The organism is Paenibacillus sp. PL91 (assembly GCF_012935325.2).
Taxonomy (GTDB): Bacteria; Bacillota; Bacilli; order Paenibacillales; family Paenibacillaceae; genus Pristimantibacillus.
Map to the genome: position 1 here is coordinate 65,637 of NZ_JABBYG020000010.1, position 18,580 is coordinate 84,216.

General features: G+C 49.9%; 19 protein-coding genes and 1 other annotated feature. All 19 genes read left to right on the forward strand.

The features are described 5' to 3' along the window. The first annotated feature begins 2 nt into the window (after window positions 1-2). The 19 genes from HI950_RS21810 to tgt all read left to right on the forward strand — a co-directional run bounded on the left by HI950_RS21810 (window position 3) and on the right by tgt (window position 18,566). Entirely contained in the window at window positions 3-1,250 is a 1,248-nt protein-coding gene (locus tag HI950_RS21810; protein ID WP_223285426.1) for an Rne/Rng family ribonuclease, read from the forward strand. An 84-nt stretch (window positions 1,251-1,334) separates the two neighbouring features. Continuing rightward, window positions 1,335-1,424, forward strand: a sequence feature (ribosomal protein L21 leader region). A 15-nt stretch (window positions 1,425-1,439) separates the two neighbouring features. Further along, window positions 1,440-1,751 carry a 50S ribosomal protein L21 gene (gene rplU / locus HI950_RS21815; protein WP_053374798.1) on the forward strand — a complete coding sequence of 104 codons (312 nt, stop codon included), beginning with the start codon at window positions 1,440-1,442 and terminating at the stop codon, window positions 1,749-1,751. Window positions 1,752-1,762: 11 nt separating this feature from the next. After that, entirely contained in the window at window positions 1,763-2,101 is a 339-nt protein-coding gene (locus HI950_RS21820; protein WP_053374799.1) for a ribosomal-processing cysteine protease Prp, read from the forward strand. A gap of 131 nt (window positions 2,102-2,232) precedes the next feature. After that, on the forward strand, window positions 2,233-2,544 hold the full coding sequence (rpmA, locus tag HI950_RS21825) for a 50S ribosomal protein L27 (protein WP_056629028.1): 312 nt from the start codon (window positions 2,233-2,235) through the stop codon (window positions 2,542-2,544). Between the two features lie 135 nt (window positions 2,545-2,679). Then, complete coding sequence (locus tag HI950_RS21830) at window positions 2,680-3,417, forward strand: Spo0B domain-containing protein (protein WP_169082739.1); 738 nt, start codon at window positions 2,680-2,682, stop codon at window positions 3,415-3,417. A 13-nt stretch (window positions 3,418-3,430) separates the two neighbouring features. Then, window positions 3,431-4,756 carry a GTPase ObgE gene (obgE, locus tag HI950_RS21835; protein WP_053374802.1) on the forward strand — a complete coding sequence of 442 codons (1,326 nt, stop codon included), beginning with the start codon at window positions 3,431-3,433 and terminating at the stop codon, window positions 4,754-4,756. 125 nt (window positions 4,757-4,881) lie between these two features. After that, window positions 4,882-5,319 carry an ACT domain-containing protein gene (locus HI950_RS21840; protein ID WP_169082738.1) on the forward strand — a complete coding sequence of 146 codons (438 nt, stop codon included), beginning with the start codon at window positions 4,882-4,884 and terminating at the stop codon, window positions 5,317-5,319. A 24-nt stretch (window positions 5,320-5,343) separates the two neighbouring features. Then, on the forward strand, window positions 5,344-6,630 hold the full coding sequence (locus HI950_RS21845; protein WP_169082737.1) for a homoserine dehydrogenase: 1,287 nt from the start codon (window positions 5,344-5,346) through the stop codon (window positions 6,628-6,630). 6 nt (window positions 6,631-6,636) lie between these two features. After that, the gene (thrB, locus tag HI950_RS21850; RefSeq protein ID WP_169082736.1) at window positions 6,637-7,611 is read left to right on the forward strand and encodes a homoserine kinase; all 975 of its coding nucleotides are present in this window, start codon (window positions 6,637-6,639) and stop codon (window positions 7,609-7,611) included. Continuing rightward, window positions 7,608-8,477: a prephenate dehydratase gene (gene pheA / locus HI950_RS21855; RefSeq protein WP_169082735.1), complete on the forward strand. Its 870-nt coding sequence runs from the start codon at window positions 7,608-7,610 to the stop codon at window positions 8,475-8,477. The genes thrB and pheA overlap by 4 nt, the downstream gene beginning before the upstream one ends. Before the next feature lie 262 nt (window positions 8,478-8,739). Then, window positions 8,740-10,644: a LysM peptidoglycan-binding domain-containing protein gene (locus HI950_RS36455; RefSeq protein ID WP_169082734.1), complete on the forward strand. Its 1,905-nt coding sequence runs from the start codon at window positions 8,740-8,742 to the stop codon at window positions 10,642-10,644. A 151-nt stretch (window positions 10,645-10,795) separates the two neighbouring features. Next, complete coding sequence (locus HI950_RS21865; RefSeq protein ID WP_169082733.1) at window positions 10,796-11,431, forward strand: BofC C-terminal domain-containing protein; 636 nt, start codon at window positions 10,796-10,798, stop codon at window positions 11,429-11,431. 181 nt (window positions 11,432-11,612) lie between these two features. Then, window positions 11,613-12,116 (forward strand): crossover junction endodeoxyribonuclease RuvC, encoded by a 504-nt coding sequence (gene ruvC, locus HI950_RS21870; RefSeq protein ID WP_169082732.1) that lies wholly within the window; start codon window positions 11,613-11,615, stop codon window positions 12,114-12,116. Continuing rightward, on the forward strand, window positions 12,113-12,748 hold the full coding sequence (gene ruvA, locus HI950_RS21875; protein ID WP_169082731.1) for a Holliday junction branch migration protein RuvA: 636 nt from the start codon (window positions 12,113-12,115) through the stop codon (window positions 12,746-12,748). Before ruvC ends, ruvA begins: the two co-directional genes overlap by 4 nt. Before the next feature lie 19 nt (window positions 12,749-12,767). Then, window positions 12,768-13,769 (forward strand): Holliday junction branch migration DNA helicase RuvB, encoded by a 1,002-nt coding sequence (gene ruvB / locus HI950_RS21880; RefSeq protein WP_169082730.1) that lies wholly within the window; start codon window positions 12,768-12,770, stop codon window positions 13,767-13,769. 6 nt (window positions 13,770-13,775) lie between these two features. Next, complete coding sequence (locus HI950_RS21885) at window positions 13,776-14,243, forward strand: thiol-disulfide oxidoreductase DCC family protein (protein WP_169082729.1); 468 nt, start codon at window positions 13,776-13,778, stop codon at window positions 14,241-14,243. After that, a complete protein-coding gene (locus tag HI950_RS21890) occupies window positions 14,233-16,353 on the forward strand; it encodes a SpoIID/LytB domain-containing protein (protein ID WP_169082728.1) in 2,121 nt (706 codons plus the stop codon). The genes HI950_RS21885 and HI950_RS21890 overlap by 11 nt, the downstream gene beginning before the upstream one ends. Window positions 16,354-16,363: 10 nt before the next feature. Next, window positions 16,364-17,410: a tRNA preQ1(34) S-adenosylmethionine ribosyltransferase-isomerase QueA gene (gene queA, locus HI950_RS21895; RefSeq protein WP_169082727.1), complete on the forward strand. Its 1,047-nt coding sequence runs from the start codon at window positions 16,364-16,366 to the stop codon at window positions 17,408-17,410. A gap of 22 nt (window positions 17,411-17,432) precedes the next feature. Continuing rightward, complete coding sequence (tgt, locus tag HI950_RS21900; RefSeq protein WP_317618425.1) at window positions 17,433-18,566, forward strand: tRNA guanosine(34) transglycosylase Tgt; 1,134 nt, start codon at window positions 17,433-17,435, stop codon at window positions 18,564-18,566. The last annotated feature ends 14 nt before the right edge of the window (window positions 18,567-18,580 follow it).

Genomic DNA, 18,580 nt, shown 5'->3' on the forward strand with positions numbered 1-18,580 from the left:
GAATGAAGCAAATGCTGATGCACGTACACGGTGAAATGCTGCAAACCGCCGTGCTGGAGAATGGCCGCTTGGTAGAATTTTTTATGGAGAAAACAAAAGCAAGCAGTTTGGTTGGCAATGTCTATAAAGGTCGTGTCGTGAACGTTCTGCCTGGCATGCAGGCAGCATTCGTTGATGTCGGACTATCCAAAAATGCTTTTTTGTATATTGATGAGCTGCTTCATCCTCATTTAGAAAAACAGCCCGCACAAAAGCCGCAAATTCAGGAGCTGATCAAACCGGGGCAGGAGCTCATCGTGCAGGTGATGAAGGAGCCGCTAGGGGGCAAGGGCGCCCGCGTGACGACACATTTTACGCTGCCTGGCCGCTGGCTTGTCTACATGCCGAATGCCGACTATGTCGGCGTATCCAAAAAAATCGGTCCGGAAGGCGAGCGTACGCGCTTGCGCGCCATCGGGGAGAAGCTGCGGGAGCAGGAGGAAGGCATTATTTTGCGTACGGCGGCTGGAGGAGAAAGCGAGCTTTCCTTGCGTGCCGACGTCTCGCAGCTTCGCGAGATATGGCATGGCATTGCAGAACGGAGCATAGAGGCGCAAGCACCTTACGAGCTGCACCGAGAGGCTGGCCTTATGAGGCGTGCCGTTCGCGATACGTTAACGATCGACATGGATGAAATATGGATCGATGATGAAGCAAGATTTGAGGAAGCGTCAGCACTGCTAGAGGAGATGACCCCTCAGCTTCGCGAGCGGTTGAAGCCGTATCAACAAAAGCAAGGGCTGTCTCTATTCGATGCTTACCTTGTGACAGAGCAAGTAACGTGTGCTTTCGAGCGCAAGATCCCGCTTGTCAGCGGGGGCTATCTCATATGGGAAGAGACGGAGGCACTCACGGTCATTGATGTGAACACGGGGAAGTTTACGGGAACCTCCGGCTTAGAAGATACGGTATTTCGCACGAATATGGAAGCGGCGGACGAGATTGCAAGATTGCTTAGAGTAAGGGATGTCGGCGGCATTATTATTATTGATTTTATCGATATGGAGCAGGAAGAGCATCGCGAGCATGTCATGCAAAGATTGACAGAGAAATGCCGCATCGATCAAACGAAATGTACGATACTCGGCTGGACCAAGCTCGGGTTGATTGAGATGACACGAAAAAAGGCCCGCGAGAACGCTGTCCGCCAACTGACAGAGCGCTGCGAGTGCTGTGGAGCGAATAACAAACGGAGCGAATCCCTTAAATAGTTTATTTTTTCTTCGAAGAAGAATTGATATAGCTTGCATAGTATGGTACACTCTTTGGGTGTGTGTCTCGTACCTCGTGAGGAATGAGATGTACAAGTACCGCTCCGATTGGGTAAATAAGCGTTTGCGGCGCAGGCTGCAGGCCACCTGAATTAGGCGAGTCTTCGAAAATAAGGAGGTGCACCAACAATGTTTGCAATCATCGTAACAGGCGGAAAGCAATACAAAGTTCAGGAAGGCGATGTTATCTACATCGAAAAACTGGATTCTGAAGCAGGCGAGAGCGTAACGTTTGATCGTGTTTTGGCGGTTTCTAAAGGTGACGGTCTTGTAACTGGAACTCCGGTTGTTTCCGGCGCTACAGTAACAGGCAAAGTCGAGAAACAAGGCAAAGGCCAAAAAATCATCGTTTACAAATACAAAGCCAAAAAGAACTATCGTCGTAAGCAAGGTCATCGTCAACCGTTTACAAAAGTAACAATCGAGAAAATCCAAGCGTAAGAGGAATTTCTATGATAACCGTTACATTTGTACGAAGAGCCGCTGACAGACGTATCGTATCATTTGCAGTCGAAGGACATGCTAAATATGCGAAGCCCGGCAAAGATATCGTTTGTGCGGGCGTATCGGCCATATCGGTCGGTACCGTTAACGCGATCGAAGCTTTAGCAGGAGAAGAGCTCCCCGCTAAGATGAAGAACGGCTGGCTGTCGTCGGATATTCCGACGCTTGCAGACGAGGCTTCGGATAGCCGGATGCAGCTCTTGCTGGAATCGATGGCGGTTATGCTTGACACTATCGCAAAATCATACGGCAAGCATGTCGTTATTCATGAACTTCTTAATGCGTAGGCTTTCGAAGTAGGTTTACTTACTATAAACCTTAATGTTCATGCTTCCGAGTAGGTTTGCTCCACAAACCTAAAAGCTTATGCTTACGAAGTAGGTTTGCTCCACAAACCTTTAAGAAGGAGGGAATAACTATGTTGAAACTGAATCTTCAGCTTTTCGCTTCGAAGAAAGGTGTTGGTTCCACGAAGAACGGACGTGACTCGCAGTCGAAGCGCCTTGGCGCTAAACGTGCTGACGGTCAAACCGTATCCGCTGGAAGCATTTTGTTTCGCCAACGCGGAACAAAAATTCACCCAGGTACTAACGTAGGCATCGGGAAAGACGATACGCTTTATGCGAAAGTAGAAGGCGTAGTGAAGTTCGAACGTTGGGGACGCGATCGCAAAAAAGTGAGCGTATATCCAGCTGTTCAAGCTCCGGTAGCTGCAGCAGTAGAAGCTTAATACAACCTTATATATGCACCAAGACCCGGCCTGCATCGCTTGGCCGGGTCTTTTTTATGTCGAGGCTGGTGACCGTGGGACGGTCGCGTGATATACTGGATAAGCTAGGAAATACGAAGAAAGTAGGTTTAATCGATGGGACGCTTAACAATGGCGAAATATTACGCGGCGGCAACGATTTTATTGCCTTGTGCCGCAGTACTTATTTGGCCCGCTAAAGTGTGGTTAACTGCTGTCTTTCTCGTTTGGCTTATAGCTGTTGCGACTTACTTTGTACGAACGGAACGGAAAGAGCATGCGGAGCGGACTACGCGAACGATTCAATCGCTGCAAAATTCTGCTATACGGACTCTCAATCATCACCGTCATGACTGGATGAACGATTTGCAAGTCGTGTTTGGCTACATTCGACTTAAAAAGCTGGATAAAGCAGCTGAGTATGTGGAGAAAATAAGTGAGCGGATGGTTATGGAGAGCAGCATATCCAAACTTGGCGTACCATCACTGATTAGTTATTTTCAATCGTTTCGCACGATATCCAACTCGCTGGAGCTGCAAGTCGTTATTAAAGGCGATATTCACTTAAACGAAATAACGGCGGATGCCGATCAAATAGCCGAAACGCTCATTCATACGATTAACGCATATCGGTTTGCGGTGAAGCCTGGCTATGGTCATGCTGCCGTTCTAACGCTGGAGCTGTCAAGGGATGAGGAAGCGCTCTATGCAACCTTCTATTATGACGGCGAGCTAATGAACGAGCAGCAATGGAAGCAAAAAATACAACAGCAGTTGGAAGGCGCGCCAATGCAGCCGATCAACTTCGAGCAGCCGTATGCAAAGGTGCTGCTGAGGGCGGAAATGCGCGCATGAACGGGGGCACAACATGTTTGTCGATAAAGCGAAAATATTTGTAAAAGGCGGCGACGGAGGCGATGGTATCGTTTCGTTTCGCCGGGAGAAATACGTAGAGCAGGGCGGTCCAGCAGGCGGCGACGGCGGACGCGGCGGCGACTTGATTTTTCAAGTTGACGAAGGTCTCCGGACATTGATGGATTTCCGCTATCAGAAGCATTTCAAGGCTAATCGCGGAGAGCGCGGAAAAGTAAAGAGCATGCACGGAGCGGGTGCGGAGGATACGATCGTTCGCATCCCGCCGGGTACGGTAATCGTTGATGATGATACACAGGAAATCATCGCGGATATGACGCGCCATGGGCAGCAGATCGTCATTGCAAAAGGCGGCAGAGGCGGCAGAGGCAACATCCGCTTCGCAACGCAGAACAACCCTGCTCCATATATTTCGGAGAACGGCGAGGAAGGGCAAGAGCGCTGGGTTGTGCTTGAGCTTAAAGTCATGGCAGATGTTGGGCTTGTTGGCTTTCCAAGCGTAGGCAAGTCGACCTTGCTTTCTGTCGTTTCTGGAGCAAAGCCCAAAATTGGCGCTTATCACTTTACGACCATTACGCCGAATCTTGGCGTGGTAGACGTAGGGGACGGCAGAAGCTTCGTAATGGCCGATTTGCCGGGCTTGATCGAGGGCGCGCATGAAGGTGTTGGGCTCGGACATGAGTTTCTTCGCCATGTTGAACGGACAAGGGTCATTATCCATGTCATCGATATGTCCGCTTCCGAAGGACGCGATCCTTTTGAGGATTGGGTGAAAATCAACGAAGAGCTGGTACTCTACAATGAGAAGCTTGCCGATCGTCCGCAAATCATTGCTGCAAACAAAATGGACATGCCGGATTCCGAGGAGCAGCTTGAGCTGTTCAAGCAGCAGCTTGCAGAAGTGAGCGGCGACCGCAATTACGAAATTTTACCTATTTCCTCGCTCACAAAGCAGGGAATACAGGAGCTTTTGTACAAAGCGGCTGACGTGCTTGATACGGTATCCGAACAGGTCGAGATCGAAGACGTGAAGGATGTAGCTGAGCGTAAAGTCTACACTTATGAGAAACGTGAAGAAACAACCTTTACCATTCATAAGGAAGATGAAGTTTACGTGATCGTCAGCGAAGGAATCGATAAATATATGAAGCGAATGAATTTGACCTCTTATGATGCGGTTATGCGCTTTGCGCGTACGATGCGCAAAATGGGAGTCGATGCGGAGCTTCGTAAAATGGGCGCAAAAGATGGCGATATGGTACAAATCGGCGACTTCGCGTTTGAATTCTTCGAGGGCAGCGATTACAATCCAAACGGCTAGAACACAAATGCAGGAATGAAGACGGCGAAAGCCGTCTTTTCTTATTTTGCCTATTGCCCGAAACAGTATATTTCGATATAATGTCCACTATAGGTGAACAATTGTCTTTTTGAGGAGGACGAATAGTGACTAAACGCTATTATGTCGTTCGGGAGGACATTTTACCGGAAGCGATAATGAAGACGATACAAGTAAAAGAGATGCTTAGCAGAGGCGAAGCGGCAACCGTTCATGAAGCGGTTGAGCGCGCTGGGCTTAGTCGAAGCGCTTTTTATAAGTATAAAGATGGCGTTTATGCGCTCAATGAGCTTGAGCGTGAACGCATTGCGACGATTGCCATGGATTTGGAGCATCGCTCGGGCGTGCTCTCGAACGTGCTCAGCACGGTGGCAGGCTTGGAAGGCAATGTGCTGACCATGAATCAGACCATTCCGCTTCAAGGCTTGGCTAACGTCGTCATCTCAGTCGATATTTCGCAGCTTTCCGGGGAACTGTCATCGTTGGTCGAAATGCTCCGCAGCCTGCCAGGCGTGCGCAAAGCCTCGGTCATCGGACAAGGATAACAGAATAGATAATGGAGGTTATATATGAAGCCGGTTAAAGTTGGATTATTAGGTCTTGGAACTGTAGGTACAGGTGTCGTTCGCATTGTTGAAGGACATCAAGAGGATTTGGCAAGTCAGGTCGGCTCGCCGATCGTCATTGAAAAGGTGCTCGTTCAGAATAAGAGCAAGGCGCGCAATGTCTCCATGGATCAAGATAAGCTTACAGAAGACCCTTGGGATATTATCCGTCACCCGGACATTGACGTTATCGTTGAGGTTATGGGCGGAATCGGGCTTACGAAGGAATACATTTTGGAGGCGCTATCCCTTGGCAAGCATGTCGTAACAGCCAATAAAGATTTGATGGCGCTGCATGGTCCTGAAATATTGGCGAAAGCGCAGGAGAATCGCTGCGATGTGATGTATGAGGCCAGTGTAGCAGGCGGTATCCCAATCATCCGTACGCTCGTTGAAGGCTTTTCCTCCGACCGTATCAATAAAATCATGGGTATCGTAAACGGAACAACAAACTTTATTTTGACAAAAATGAGCCAAGAGGGCGCTTCTTACCTAGACGTGCTGAAGGAAGCCCAGGAGCTTGGCTATGCAGAAGCCGATCCGACATCGGATGTCGAGGGTCTTGATGCGGCGCGCAAAATGACGATTCTTGCTACAATCGGCTTCCGTGCCAACGTAGCGCTTGAGGATGTTTCGGTTCAAGGCATCTCTTCGGTAAGCAAAGAAGATATTTTGTATGCGAAGCGCCTTGGCTATGAAGTGAAGCTGCTCGGTATCGCGGAGCGTCAGGATGATCTGATCAGCATTAGCGTTCAGCCAACGATGGTAAAGCAAACGCATCCGATTGCATCGGTTAACGGCGTGTTTAACGCGGTATATGTATACGGCGAAGCGGTTGGCGAAACGATGTTCTACGGGGCAGGCGCAGGCGAGCTGCCGACAGCAACCTCTATCGTGTCCGATTTAGTTGCCGTAGTGAAGAACCTGAAGCTTGGCGTTAACGGCATGCAGGGAAGCCTTGCTTACAAAGAGAAGAAGCTGAAAACTGACGAGCAAATCTCTTCCAAATATTTCTTGCTGCTTAAAGTAGCGGATCGCGCCGGCGTTCTTGCGCGCATTACGCAAGTATTCGCTGACTTTGAAGTGAGCTTGGAGTCTGTGCTGCAGCAGCCTACTCCGTCGAATCCGGAAGTTGAAATTATTGTCATAACGCATGATGCGAATAAAGCAGCCATGAAGAAAGTGCTTGCATCGTTCGAATCGCTTGATGTCGTTCACGAAGTAAAGAGCGTCTATCGCGTAGAAGGGTAATTTAAAATGAATAATCGTAGAGTCATCGTTAAAATACCAGCAAGCACGGCCAATTTGGGTCCAGGCTTCGATACGCTCGGAATGGCGCTCTCGCTGTATGCATGGGTTGAAATGTGCATCTCGGATCAAACGGAATTTCAATTTTACGGCGATCATATGAAGGGCTTGCCAAAGGACAAATCAAATTTGCTATATAAGGTCGCGCAGTTGGTTTTCAAAGAGGCGGGCGTCGAAGTACCGGAGCTGTCGATTTCGATGCACAGCGATATTCCGCTTACGCGTGGACTTGGCAGCAGCGCAACGGCTATCGTAGGCGCGCTGGTTGCAGCGAATGCATTGATCGGCAGTCCGCTCACAAACGATAAGCTGTTCCAAATGGCTACGACATTAGAAGGGCATCCTGATAATGTGGGCGCATCGTTGTTCGGAGGCATCATCGTTTCAGCTTGGGACGGCGAGCGGGCTGATTACATACGCATTGAGCCGCATGAGAGCCTCACTACGCTCGTTGCGATACCGGCCTTTCAGCTTTCGACGGAGAAGGCGCGTCATGCGCTGCCGTCGCAGGTCAGCATGGCAGACGCCGTATTCAACGTCAGCCGCAGCTCGCTGCTCGTCGCGGCGCTTGCTGGCGGAGAGCTTGGAATGATCCGGCATGCGATGAAAGATCGGCTGCACCAGCCATACCGCGCAGCGCTCATTCCCGGCATGTCGGCAATTTTGGAGAGCGCGGTTGAGCATGGCGCGCTTGGCGTTGCGCTAAGCGGAGCAGGGCCGACGCTCATTGCCTTTGTTGACGACAGGACGAATGGCAAGCCGCTCGAGCAATTTTTGCTTGATATGCTCAAGCAAGAAGGCATTGAAGCGAAGACGCTATGGCTGTCGCCATGCGTGAATGGCCCGCAAGTTACGGTTGAGGATATTTTGAAGCAGCCAGCCATTCCTCTTCCTGATAGAATTAAAGGAGAAATGAAGCTATGAAGACGATAGCCGTTTTACCTGCCGGCTCCGTATCGGATGAGGCAGCTAGACATTTTTTTCATGGAGAAGAAATTAATTGGAAGCATCACCGGCTTATTTCCGATGTGTTCTTATCTACGGTCAATGGCATCAGCGATTACAGCATCATTCCGATCGAGAATACAATTGAAGGCTCTGTGAGCTTACATATGGATTGGCTCGTGCATGAGGTGGATATTCCGATTCAAGCAGAGTGGGTATACCCATCCATTCAAAATTTGATCGGACGAGAGTCGGAGCTGCTCGGCGATGACGGAGAATTGGATTATTCGCGTATTACAAAGGTTATCAGCCACCCCGTTGCGATTGCACAGTGCTTGCAGTTTTTGCGCACGCATTTGCCTCATGCCGTTACGGAGCATGTAAGCAGTACAGCTGAAGGCGTAAGAATCGTGCAAAATAACCCGAATGCCGGATGGGCGGCAATCGGCACCAAGACAGCTGCTGCAAATGAGAAGTTGGATGTGCTCGCTAGCGAGATTACCGACCACGATAACAATTACACCCGTTTTTTGCTGGTTGGACAAGAACCATACACGGCTCGCCAATCCGATCAGATCAAAACGAGCATTTTAATTACGCTGCCTGAGGACTATCCGGGTGCGCTCCACCAAGTGCTTTCCGCTTTTGCATGGCGCAAAATCAACTTATCCCGCATCGAGTCGCGTCCGACGAAGAAAAAGCTCGGCAATTACTATTTCTTTATTGATATCGAAATGGCGCTTGATACGGTGCTGCTTCCTTCAGCTATTCAAGAAATCGAGGCTATCGGCTGTCAGGTGCGTGTTCTGGGAAGCTATCCTAGCTTTGCGGAATTTAATAAATGATTTGCGGTGCGAAAAACAGTGCCGGAAAAAGGAACGATGATCTTGAAGTTTAGAAAAAACGTCTCTGTTTTCGGCATAAAAGTGCTCGATTAATCAAAGACGTTAAAGGAAGCCGAGTTCACTCTTAGGGGTGTGCTCGGCTTTTTTACTATTTTTTTTGTGAAAGTGGAGACACCTGCCCATGTTCTGCATAGGATGTAAGGATTGATAATAGGCATTAGTGTGCCATGTTATTCAGAACGTGACAGGAGGTTAACAGCGAGTGAAAATCCATATTGTGAAAAAAGGCGAATCCTTATACTTTATCGGCCAAAAGTATAACGTATCGCTGGAAGAGATTTTGAAGCTTAATCCGGGCATTACGAATCCGGACGCCATTGATGTAGGCATGAAGCTGAAAATTCCGTCAAGCCATGCAGGAGGACCAGGAGGCGGAATGGATATTATGCACCAGCATATCGTAAAACAAGGAGATACGCTTTGGAAGCTGTCAAAAGCTTGGGGAGTGCCGCTTGCAGACATGATTAAAGCGAATCCACAGCTTAAAAATCCGAACGTGCTGCTCACTGGCGAGATTGTGAACATACCTAAGGTTGGTCATTCAACGCAGGAAGTTCCAGGCCATGGCGGGGGACACGTAGCTGCGCAAAATGCAGGCGGCGCCAGCTCCCTCCACCCAACATCGATCATGCAGGGCGTACAGGGCTTGGTCGGTAAGCTATCGACGGCTCCATTTGCAGGGAAGACGCCTACAGGTCCAATCACGGGCAAGACACCGACCGCTCCTATTGCACCGGTTGCGCCAGTGGCGCCTGCACCAGTGGAACCGGCGCCAGAGGCACCCGTTCAAGAGAAAAAGCCTACGGCTCCAATCGTGAAGCCGGTAGCGCCAGCACCGCTCCCTGCGCCTAAAGCGGCTGCAGTTGAGCCGGCGAAAAAAGCACTCCCGATCGAGAAGCCGGTAGAGAAAAAGCTGAAACCGATCCATTCCGAATACAAGCCTAATGTTGATTTGTTCAAGCAATATGGCATACCGGCAACAGAAGCGTTGTCCTTGTATGATTTGCCGAAAGCGCCTGAAATGGTCTCCCCTGCTTCGCAGCAGCCAAACTTTGGCGGTCACGGCTATGGCCAGCCGATGACGATGCCGGCACAAATGGGGCATGGCTACGGCCAGCCAATGGTTATGCCAGCGCAAATGGGACACGGTTATGGCCACCCGATGGTAATGGGAGAACAAACCGGTCACGGCTACGGCAGCTGGCAGCAGCCTGTCCCATTTGAAAACAATTTAAGTCCGTTTAGTGAAGGCAACGAAGCACCATTTGATTGTCCTCCAGGAACCGTATTTGTCGGAAGCTATCCATCACCTTCGACGCTGCCGTTGAGCGCTGGTCCAGGATGGGGCTACGGTCAGCCGATGGTAAGTCCTCTTCAAGAGGGTGCTCATGAAAATAGCCAGATGGTTGCAGGGGCTTCAGCGTTTCCAAACCAAGGCTTTGTAGCTCCGATGGCGGTGCAGCCGAACCAAGGAATAATGCCGTTATCGGCGCAGCCGAACCAAGGAATATCGCCGTTATCGGCGCAGCCAAATCAAGGGATCATGCCGTTATCGGCGCAGCCGAACCAAGGATTCATGCCTTTATCGGCGCAGCCGAACCAAGGGATCATGCCGTTATCGGCACAGCCGAACCAAGGGATCATGCCGTTATCGGCGCAGCCGAACCAAGGTTGGGTTTCTCCGTTAGCGACTCAACCAAATCAAGGCTGGGTATCCCCTGCCGGCATGCAGCCAGAGCATGGCTATGGGCATGGTGCAATTTCACCTGTTAATATGCAGCCGGATTATGGCTACGGTTATGGCCATGGCGCAGTCTCGCCAGCGAATATGCAGCCTGACTACGGAAATGGCTATGGAAATTCTGCGCCATATATGCAATACCCAAACTGGCCGCAAACAGCTGGTGTTGGCAATGTAAATCAAGGTGACTGCGGCTGCAAGGGAAATCGGTCAGATCAAAATGCTGCTAAGGAAGCGGATGTTGAAGCGCCGAAAGCAGTAAAAGCAGCTGTACCGCGGAAAAACACCAAAAAGGCGGTTATCCGAACGGTTGCTTCTCGCCCGAACAAAAATAAACGTGGCAATCAGCCATGGATCAATCGTTAACATTCAGAACTGAATTAAAGCGCATCAGAAGCCATTAGGCTTCGGTGCGCTTTTTCTTTTTAGGCTTGGAAGGGGGCGGAGAAAGAAGGCTTTGAATATTTATGTAACATTGGCGCATACTATCAAAAAATATAATGAAGGGGTCATCCCCATGATGGAATTCAGCCTTTGGAAAAACTTAAAAAAGCGACTTCGCAACAAGCGCCGTCCGATGTGGTTGCTGGGCGCAATTCTGTTTAGCCTATTTGCAGGTTCGCTCGCCTTAAATACCGAAAACATATTAGCTGCGCCAAATCTAGCTGAGCACCAAAGCAGCATCGTAAAGACGCTGGAGAGGCAAAATGGACTTCTTTCCGTTAAGCTTCACCAAATTTATGTGTGCGGAGAAGAGTCGAAACCGCTTGGCCGGATGATGAGCAAACAAATTATAGAGCTCTTGCAAGCTCATCCAGAATGGAAGACGGTGCTCGACACGGAGCAAAGCACCGTTCATTTTGAACAAAGCATTGATGACATGTCCGAGCACTGCAAGGCCAACGCCTATATGGGAGTGGACAAGAAGGGCAATCTTACGCTCTTTGACGGTGTTCCGAAAAAGGAAAAAGTCGTTCGCACCTTTTTCCAGCTAGATGTTCGCTATATGGAAAGCAGCCTGCCGCAGGACAAGCTGGATCAGCTTGCGAAGGGAATTCGGATTAGCGACATGGATGAATACAACAGCGTGTTGTCCACCTATAGCGATTTTGCAATTGAGCAAAACCAAAAAGTAATGAAGCCTGCCTATTAGCAGGATGGCCGTAACGAGAGATCGCACCTATTGTGCGATCTTTTTTTATTTAGGTCCGTCAGCTGAAATATCAAACGCGCGTTCTCATTCACGCCATCTTTTGCTATAATGGATGAAGCAACTTTCAGAGAGTATGCTGTTAGTATGTTTTACCCTGTAAAACTTTTGAGGAGATGGCCGTTTGCGCGTTCTTGGAATTGACCCTGGTTATGCAATCGTTGGATTTGGCTTCATAGATAAGATCGGACACAAGCTTACGCCCGTGCAATACGGCGCAATTCAGACGGAAGCCCATACGCCCCCCGAGCAGCGGTTGCTGCAAGTTTACGAGTCCGCGGGTGCATTGATGGATAAATATAAACCAGATACCGTAGGCGTAGAGAAGTTGTTTTTTAACCGGAACGTAACGACAGCGTTTGATGTGGCGCAGGCTAGAGGCGCTATTATTTTGGCGGCTGCGCAGCGGGGATTGCCGATCGGCGAATATACGCCGCTTCAGGTGAAGCAGGCAGTCGTCGGGTACGGGAAAGCGGAGAAGAAACAGGTGCAGGAAATGGTCAAAATGTTTCTGAAGCTCTCGGCGGTGCCTAAGCCGGATGACGTTGCCGATGCGCTTGCAGTAGCCATTTGCCATGCTCATTCCGTCGTACTGAACCAGAAAATTAATGAGGTGAATCGTTCGTGATCGATTTTTTAAGAGGCATTGTCGTCCATTTGGACTCCGAGTATATCGTTCTGGACGTAAGGGATACAGGCTACCGCGTATTCACTCCCAACCCGTACGCATTTGCCAAAAAAGAGGAGCCCGTCACCGTCTTCATTCATCACAACGTCCGTGAGGACGCTATTTTATTGTTCGGCTTCGAAACGAGGGAGGAGCAGACCTTGTTCCGCAAGCTGCTCGAGGTATCGGGAATAGGCCCGCGCGTTGCGTTAGGCATCTTATCGGGCGGCCGGCCGGATGCGGTCATTGCGGCGATTCAGCAGGAGAATATTGCTTTCCTCATCAAGCTTCCCGGCATAGGAAAGAAAACCGCTCAACGAATGATTCTCGATTTGAAGGACAAGCTGATCGGCGCCGGGCTTGACGGAGGCTTATTAACCGCTGCAGGCGTAGCTCTTGACCTTACATCGAGCAGACATTCGGGACAGGGCGCAGGCACGGCTTGGCAGGAGGCGCGGGAAGGCCTTGCAGCGCTCGGCTACACGGCTGCTGAGCTGGATAAAGCATGGAACGGGCTTCAGCATAGCGTAACGGCGGAGGAAACGGTTGATTCCTTGATGAAGCGGGCTTTGCAGCAGCTGTTTAAAGGCTAACGGAAGGAGATGAACGCAGATGGACGATAGAATCATTTCCGCCAACCTTATGATGGAAGACCAAGCGGTGGAGCTTAGCTTGCGCCCCCGCTATTTGGCCGAGTATATAGGACAATCGAAGGCAAAGGAAAACTTAAAAATTTATATTGAAGCGGCAAAATTGCGCAAAGAAGCGCTTGATCACGTGCTGCTGTATGGGCCGCCTGGGCTTGGCAAGACGACGCTGTCGAATATTATCGCCAACGAGCTGGGAGTCAGTCTTCGGACGACATCCGGGCCGGCGATCGAACGTCCGGGTGATTTGGCTGCGCTGCTTACGAACCTGCAGGAGGGCGACGTGCTGTTCATCGATGAAATTCATCGGCTGCACCGCACGGTTGAGGAAGTATTGTATCCGGCGATGGAAGACTTTGCGCTCGATATTATGATCGGCAAAGGTCCAAGCGCTCGTTCGGTAAGACTGGATTTGCCGCCGTTCACTTTAATTGGCGCAACGACTAGAGCAGGCTTATTGTCAGCGCCGCTTCGTGACCGCTTCGGCGTAGTCAGCCGATTAGAGTTCTACACGGTAGATGAACTCGCCTTTATCGTGGCTAGAACAGCAGAGATTTTGAATGTCAGCATCGTAGGAGAAGCTGCCTCGGAGATTGCGATGCGTTCACGCGGAACTCCGCGTATCGCGAATCGGCTGCTCAAGCGGGTGCGTGATTTTGCCCAGGTTCGCGGAGATGGCGTCATTACGCATGACATCGCACAATCTGCCCTGGAGCTGCTGCAGGTCGATCCGATGGGCCTTGACAATATCGATTTCAAAATGCTGCAAGCGATGATGACCACGTTTGCCGGCAGACCAGTTGGACTGGATACAATTGCTGCAACGATCGGTGAAGAAAGCCAAACGATAGAAGACGTGTACGAGCCTTATCTCATGCAAATCGGCTTTTTGCAGCGTACGCCGCGTGGACGGATTGCTACCGATAATGCCTATCGGCATTTAGGGCTTCCAATACCCGGGAGGTAGATGTCTATGAGCTCCACCGAAAATGGCGCATCAGAGAGGCTATATGTTATCTATGATGGACAGTGCAAGCTTTGCCTTGCTTCCGTAGCGAAGCTGAAGGAGCTGAATGCTAAGGCAGAACTGCATTATGTGCAGATTCAGCAATTGGAAGCAGAAGGACAGGCGCAGCAGCTTGTCCCGCATATACGTCCGCTGAATTTCGTTGAGCTGTACGAGAAGATACATGTTGCCGATGAGCAAGGCCAGTTGTTCGCCGGTGCGGACGGGGTCGTTCGTATTTTGAGAACGGTTAAGGGCTTGCGCTGGCTGTCTGCCTTTTATCGAATTCCCGGAATGAAACGAGCGGCTGATCGAATCTATCGATTTATAGCAAGCAGAAGATATGAATGGTTTGGCAAAGCAGAGCAAAGCTGTACGATTAATGGGTGCGAGTTGCCGCAAAGCAAAGGGGAGAATAACAAGCATGACAATTAAACAATCCTTCAAGCGATACGTCATTATGGCTGTTGCGATCGTATTGCTTGCTTCGGCTTGGACGGGATCGCCGTCGCAGGCGGCGGTGCCGAAGCTGGATAAAATCCGAGTTGCCTTATTTATGCAATTGCCTGGGAAATATGTCGATACGACAGCTGCAGCGACTTTCTCGTCTACTGGCGGCATGAGCATCGGCGTAAGACAGCCGGATGGCATTCATGATTGGTTCAATGTCGAGGGGGCTGCTTCGGCTCGGTTTACAGTTGACAACTTTAAAGTAAAAGTATTTGAATCAACAAATTTCGGCTCCGCGCTAGCCGTATTCAAAAGACTGCAAGCTTTGAAGGGAGCAGCTTTCCTGACATCGCTATCCAAGAATGGAGCAATCGTCTATCAAGTTATTGAAGGTACATACAAGACTGCTTCGGAGGCGGCAACGGCACAAACGAAATGGAATGGCGACGGCGAGCTTACGAAGCTGACGGACGGCTTTAAGTCGCTGCTGCAAGGTCCGCTTCACCTGGAAAGCGGACCGCAAGCCAGCAAGGAGGCTGCACAGGCAGCTGCAAGCGGCTTTGGGGCAGTAGGCTTGGATGCATTCGTAGCCATTCGCTCAGAGCAGGCTGGCGCAGCAAGCTACTCGGTTATGGTAGGAGCTGCCGTGACCGATGCGGAACTCCAAATCGTAAAGGCTGCTGCTGCAAAGGCAGCAAACGGAGGAGCATTGAAACAAGCAGATTCACAGACTCCTTATTTGTTAGTAAGAAATGACCATTCCGCCAGCGCTCTAGCGCAGCGCAGCTCAGAGCTTTATATGTTTGCGGGAAGTGATGCGAAAATAACGGTATCGCCGGCAGGATCGGAGCCGATCAAGCTGACGGAGAGAAGCGGTCGCAGCTATCGAGGCATGTTTGAGCTTAGCATCCTAAATGGAAGCATGGCTGTCATAAATGAGCTGCCTTTTGAGCAATATTTATATTCGGTTGTTGGCGTCGAAATGTACCCAACTTGGCCAGCCGAAGCTTTAAAGGCGCAAGCTGTTGCAGCACGCTCATTTGCATTAAATAAAGGCTTTGGCTTCCAAATCGCTCATGTCGTGGATACGACCTTAAGCCAAGCTTACTATGGCGTAGGCTCAGAGCGTCCAACAACTATAGCCGCCGTTGATGAGACGTCAGGCGAAGTCGCCTTGTACAATGGGAAGGTTATTGAAGCGTTGTTCTCAGCGAATGGCGGAGGAATGACGGCAGATGCCAAGGAAATATGGAACAATGCGGTCCCTTACCTGCAAGCAGCGAAGAGCCCAGATATCTCGTCAGAGGCTGGCTTATACAACTGGTATAGAGTTGTGCTCTCAAGCGGAGCAATCGGCTACATTCGTGACGATTTGCTTGATGAGACGGGACAAACAACTGCTGCGGGCAGCCTGATCATGCAAGTAAATACGAACGGAACAAAGGTGCGCAAGCATCCGCTCATTCAGGAGAGCATACCTGCCATTGCGCAGGCTGACAGCGGAACACAGGTTGTAGTTCTGGACAAAAGCGTAGAATCAAATTCAATGACCTGGGTACGCGGGCCATATACGGCTCAAGAAATGTTGACGGTTATTAATGCGAAAGCGAAAGCCGCCATTTCCGGTCCGCTAAAAACATTGGAAGTGAGCCAGCGTGGCCCGTCAGGGCGTGCAACGGAGATTTTGGCAAATGGACAAAAGGTCGCTGTAACCTATCCGATTGATTACCGGGGTGCATTAGGCGTGCAAGGCTCGCTGCCGAGTACACTATTCCAGATCGAGGAGACGGCAAAAGTCACTTTGCTTGGAGCAAGCTCGGCAACGCGCAATAAACCTGCGGATTCTGCTCCGATTTACGCTATAAGTGCCGGCGGCAAGTCATCAGAAGCAGCAGATGCCCATATGTTTATTCTCGATGGAAGCGGACATATGCGTGCGGCAACGAAGGAGCCTTCCTTCCGTATTGTAGGGACTGGCAACGGTCATGGTGTCGGTTTATCGCAGTATGGTGCTTTAAGCCTTGCGCAGCAAGGGTATGACTATCAATATATTTTGAAATACTATTACAAAGATGTAACCATCGCTAAGGAATGATTGAATCGATATGAACGTAGAATGGTTTGATTTTGAATTGCCGGAGCGCTTAATTGCGCAGACACCTTTATTGGACAGAACGGCCTCAAGGCTGCTTGCCCTTAATAAGCAGACAGGGGAAATTTCGCACAACAAATTTACCGATCTGGAGAATTATGTCCAAGCGGGAGATGTGCTCGTATTAAATGATACTAGAGTTATTCCGGCACGCTTGACTGGCATTAAGAGTGATACGGGTGCTAAAATCGAGCTGCTGCTGCTAAAGCAGCTCGAAGGCGATAGCTGGGAGGCTCTCGGCAAGCCGGCTAAACGCTTAAAGGTTGGCACTGCACTGTCCTTCGGAGACGATGGGGAAGGCAACCCGCTGCTGCGAGCTGTCATTGAGCAGGAAGGCGAGATGGGCGGCAGAACGATCCGATTTATTTATGACGGCATCTTCCAAGAGCTATTGGACCGTCTCGGAGAAATGCCCTTGCCTCCTTATATCAAGGAGCGGCTTGAAGAGAGGGAAAGATACCAGACCGTTTACTCCAAACATGCGGGGTCGGCAGCTGCGCCAACCGCTGGCTTGCATTTTACGGATGATTTTCTTGAGAAGCTGCAGGCTAAAGGCGTCAAGCTAGCTTATGTAACTTTGCATGTCGGGCTGGGAACGTTCCGTCCGATGTCCGTGGAGCTTGTTGAGGATCATGAGATGCATGCAGAATATTATGAGCTGAATGAACAAAATGCAGCCGTAATAAATGAAGCCAAACAGCGCGGGGCGCGTATAATTGCTGTAGGGACAACCTCATCAAGAACGCTTGAGACTGTAGCGGCTCGCTTTGAAGGCAATGCGATTGAAGCCTGCAGTGGCTGGACATCGATCTTTATATTTCCGGGCTATGAGTTTAAGCTCGTAAATGCACTTCTCACTAATTTTCATTTGCCGAAGTCAACGCTTGTTATGCTTGTAAGCGCACTGGCTGGACGCGATGCTGTCATGCAGGCCTATGCGGAAGCGATAGCGCAAGAATATCGTTTTTTCAGCTTTGGCGATGCTATGTTTATTTACTAATTAGGAATAGGAAGCGTGAATTGTGGCTGTAAAATATGAATTAATCAAACAATGCAAGCAATCAGGCGCTCGGCTTGGCCGTGTGCATACACCCCATGGCATCATCGAGACGCCAGCCTTTATGCCGGTAGGCACGCAAGCTACCGTCAAAACAATGAGCCCGGAAGAGCTTAAAACGATGGATGCTCATATTATTTTGAGCAATACGTATCATTTGTTCCTTAGACCAGGTCATGAGATCGTTCGGAATGCCGGCGGTCTGCATAAATTCATGAACTGGGATCGCCCGATTCTAACGGATAGCGGCGGCTTTCAGGTGTTCAGCTTGAGCGAAATGCGCAAAATTACGGAAGAGGGCGTTCATTTTCGATCCCATCTAAACGGCGACAAGAAGTTTCTCTCGCCTGAGGTGGCAATGGAAATTCAAAACGCGCTTGGTTCGGATATTATGATGGCATTTGATGAATGCCCGCCTTTCCCGGCTGAGCATGAATACGTGAAAAAATCGTTAGAGCGGACGACAAGATGGGCAGAGCGTTGCCTCAAAGCACATGCAAGACCTCATGATCAAGGGCTGTTCGCAATTGTTCAAGGGGGGATGTACAAAGATTTGCGCATTCAAAGCGCAAACGATTTGACTTCCATGGATTTCCCGGGGTATGCTATTGGTGGACTGAGTGTAGGCGAGCCTAAGCATCTTATGTACGATGTTCTCGATTATACGGTTCCCATTTTGCCAGCGAATAAACCGCGTTATTTAATGGGAGTCGGCTCACCGGATGCACTAATTGAAGGCGCTATCCGCGGCATCGATATGTTCGATTGCGTTCTGCCAACTCGAATCGCCCGGAATGGGACAACGATGACGAGTCAAGGTAGACTTGTCATACGCAATGCAAAGTACGCCGAAGATTTTGGTCCATTAGATCCAGAGTGCTCCTGCTATACATGCACGAACTACTCGCGTGCTTATATCCGGCATTTAATTAAAGCCGATGAGACTTTCGGCATGAGGCTGACCACGTATCACAATTTGCATTTCTTGCTACAACTCATGCGGGACGTTCGGCAAGCGATTATGGAAGACCGGCTGCTTGATTTCCGGGATTCCTTCTTCACGAGCTACGGCCTGTTCGATAATGAGAAAGGGTTTTGAAAGGGGGGATTTCG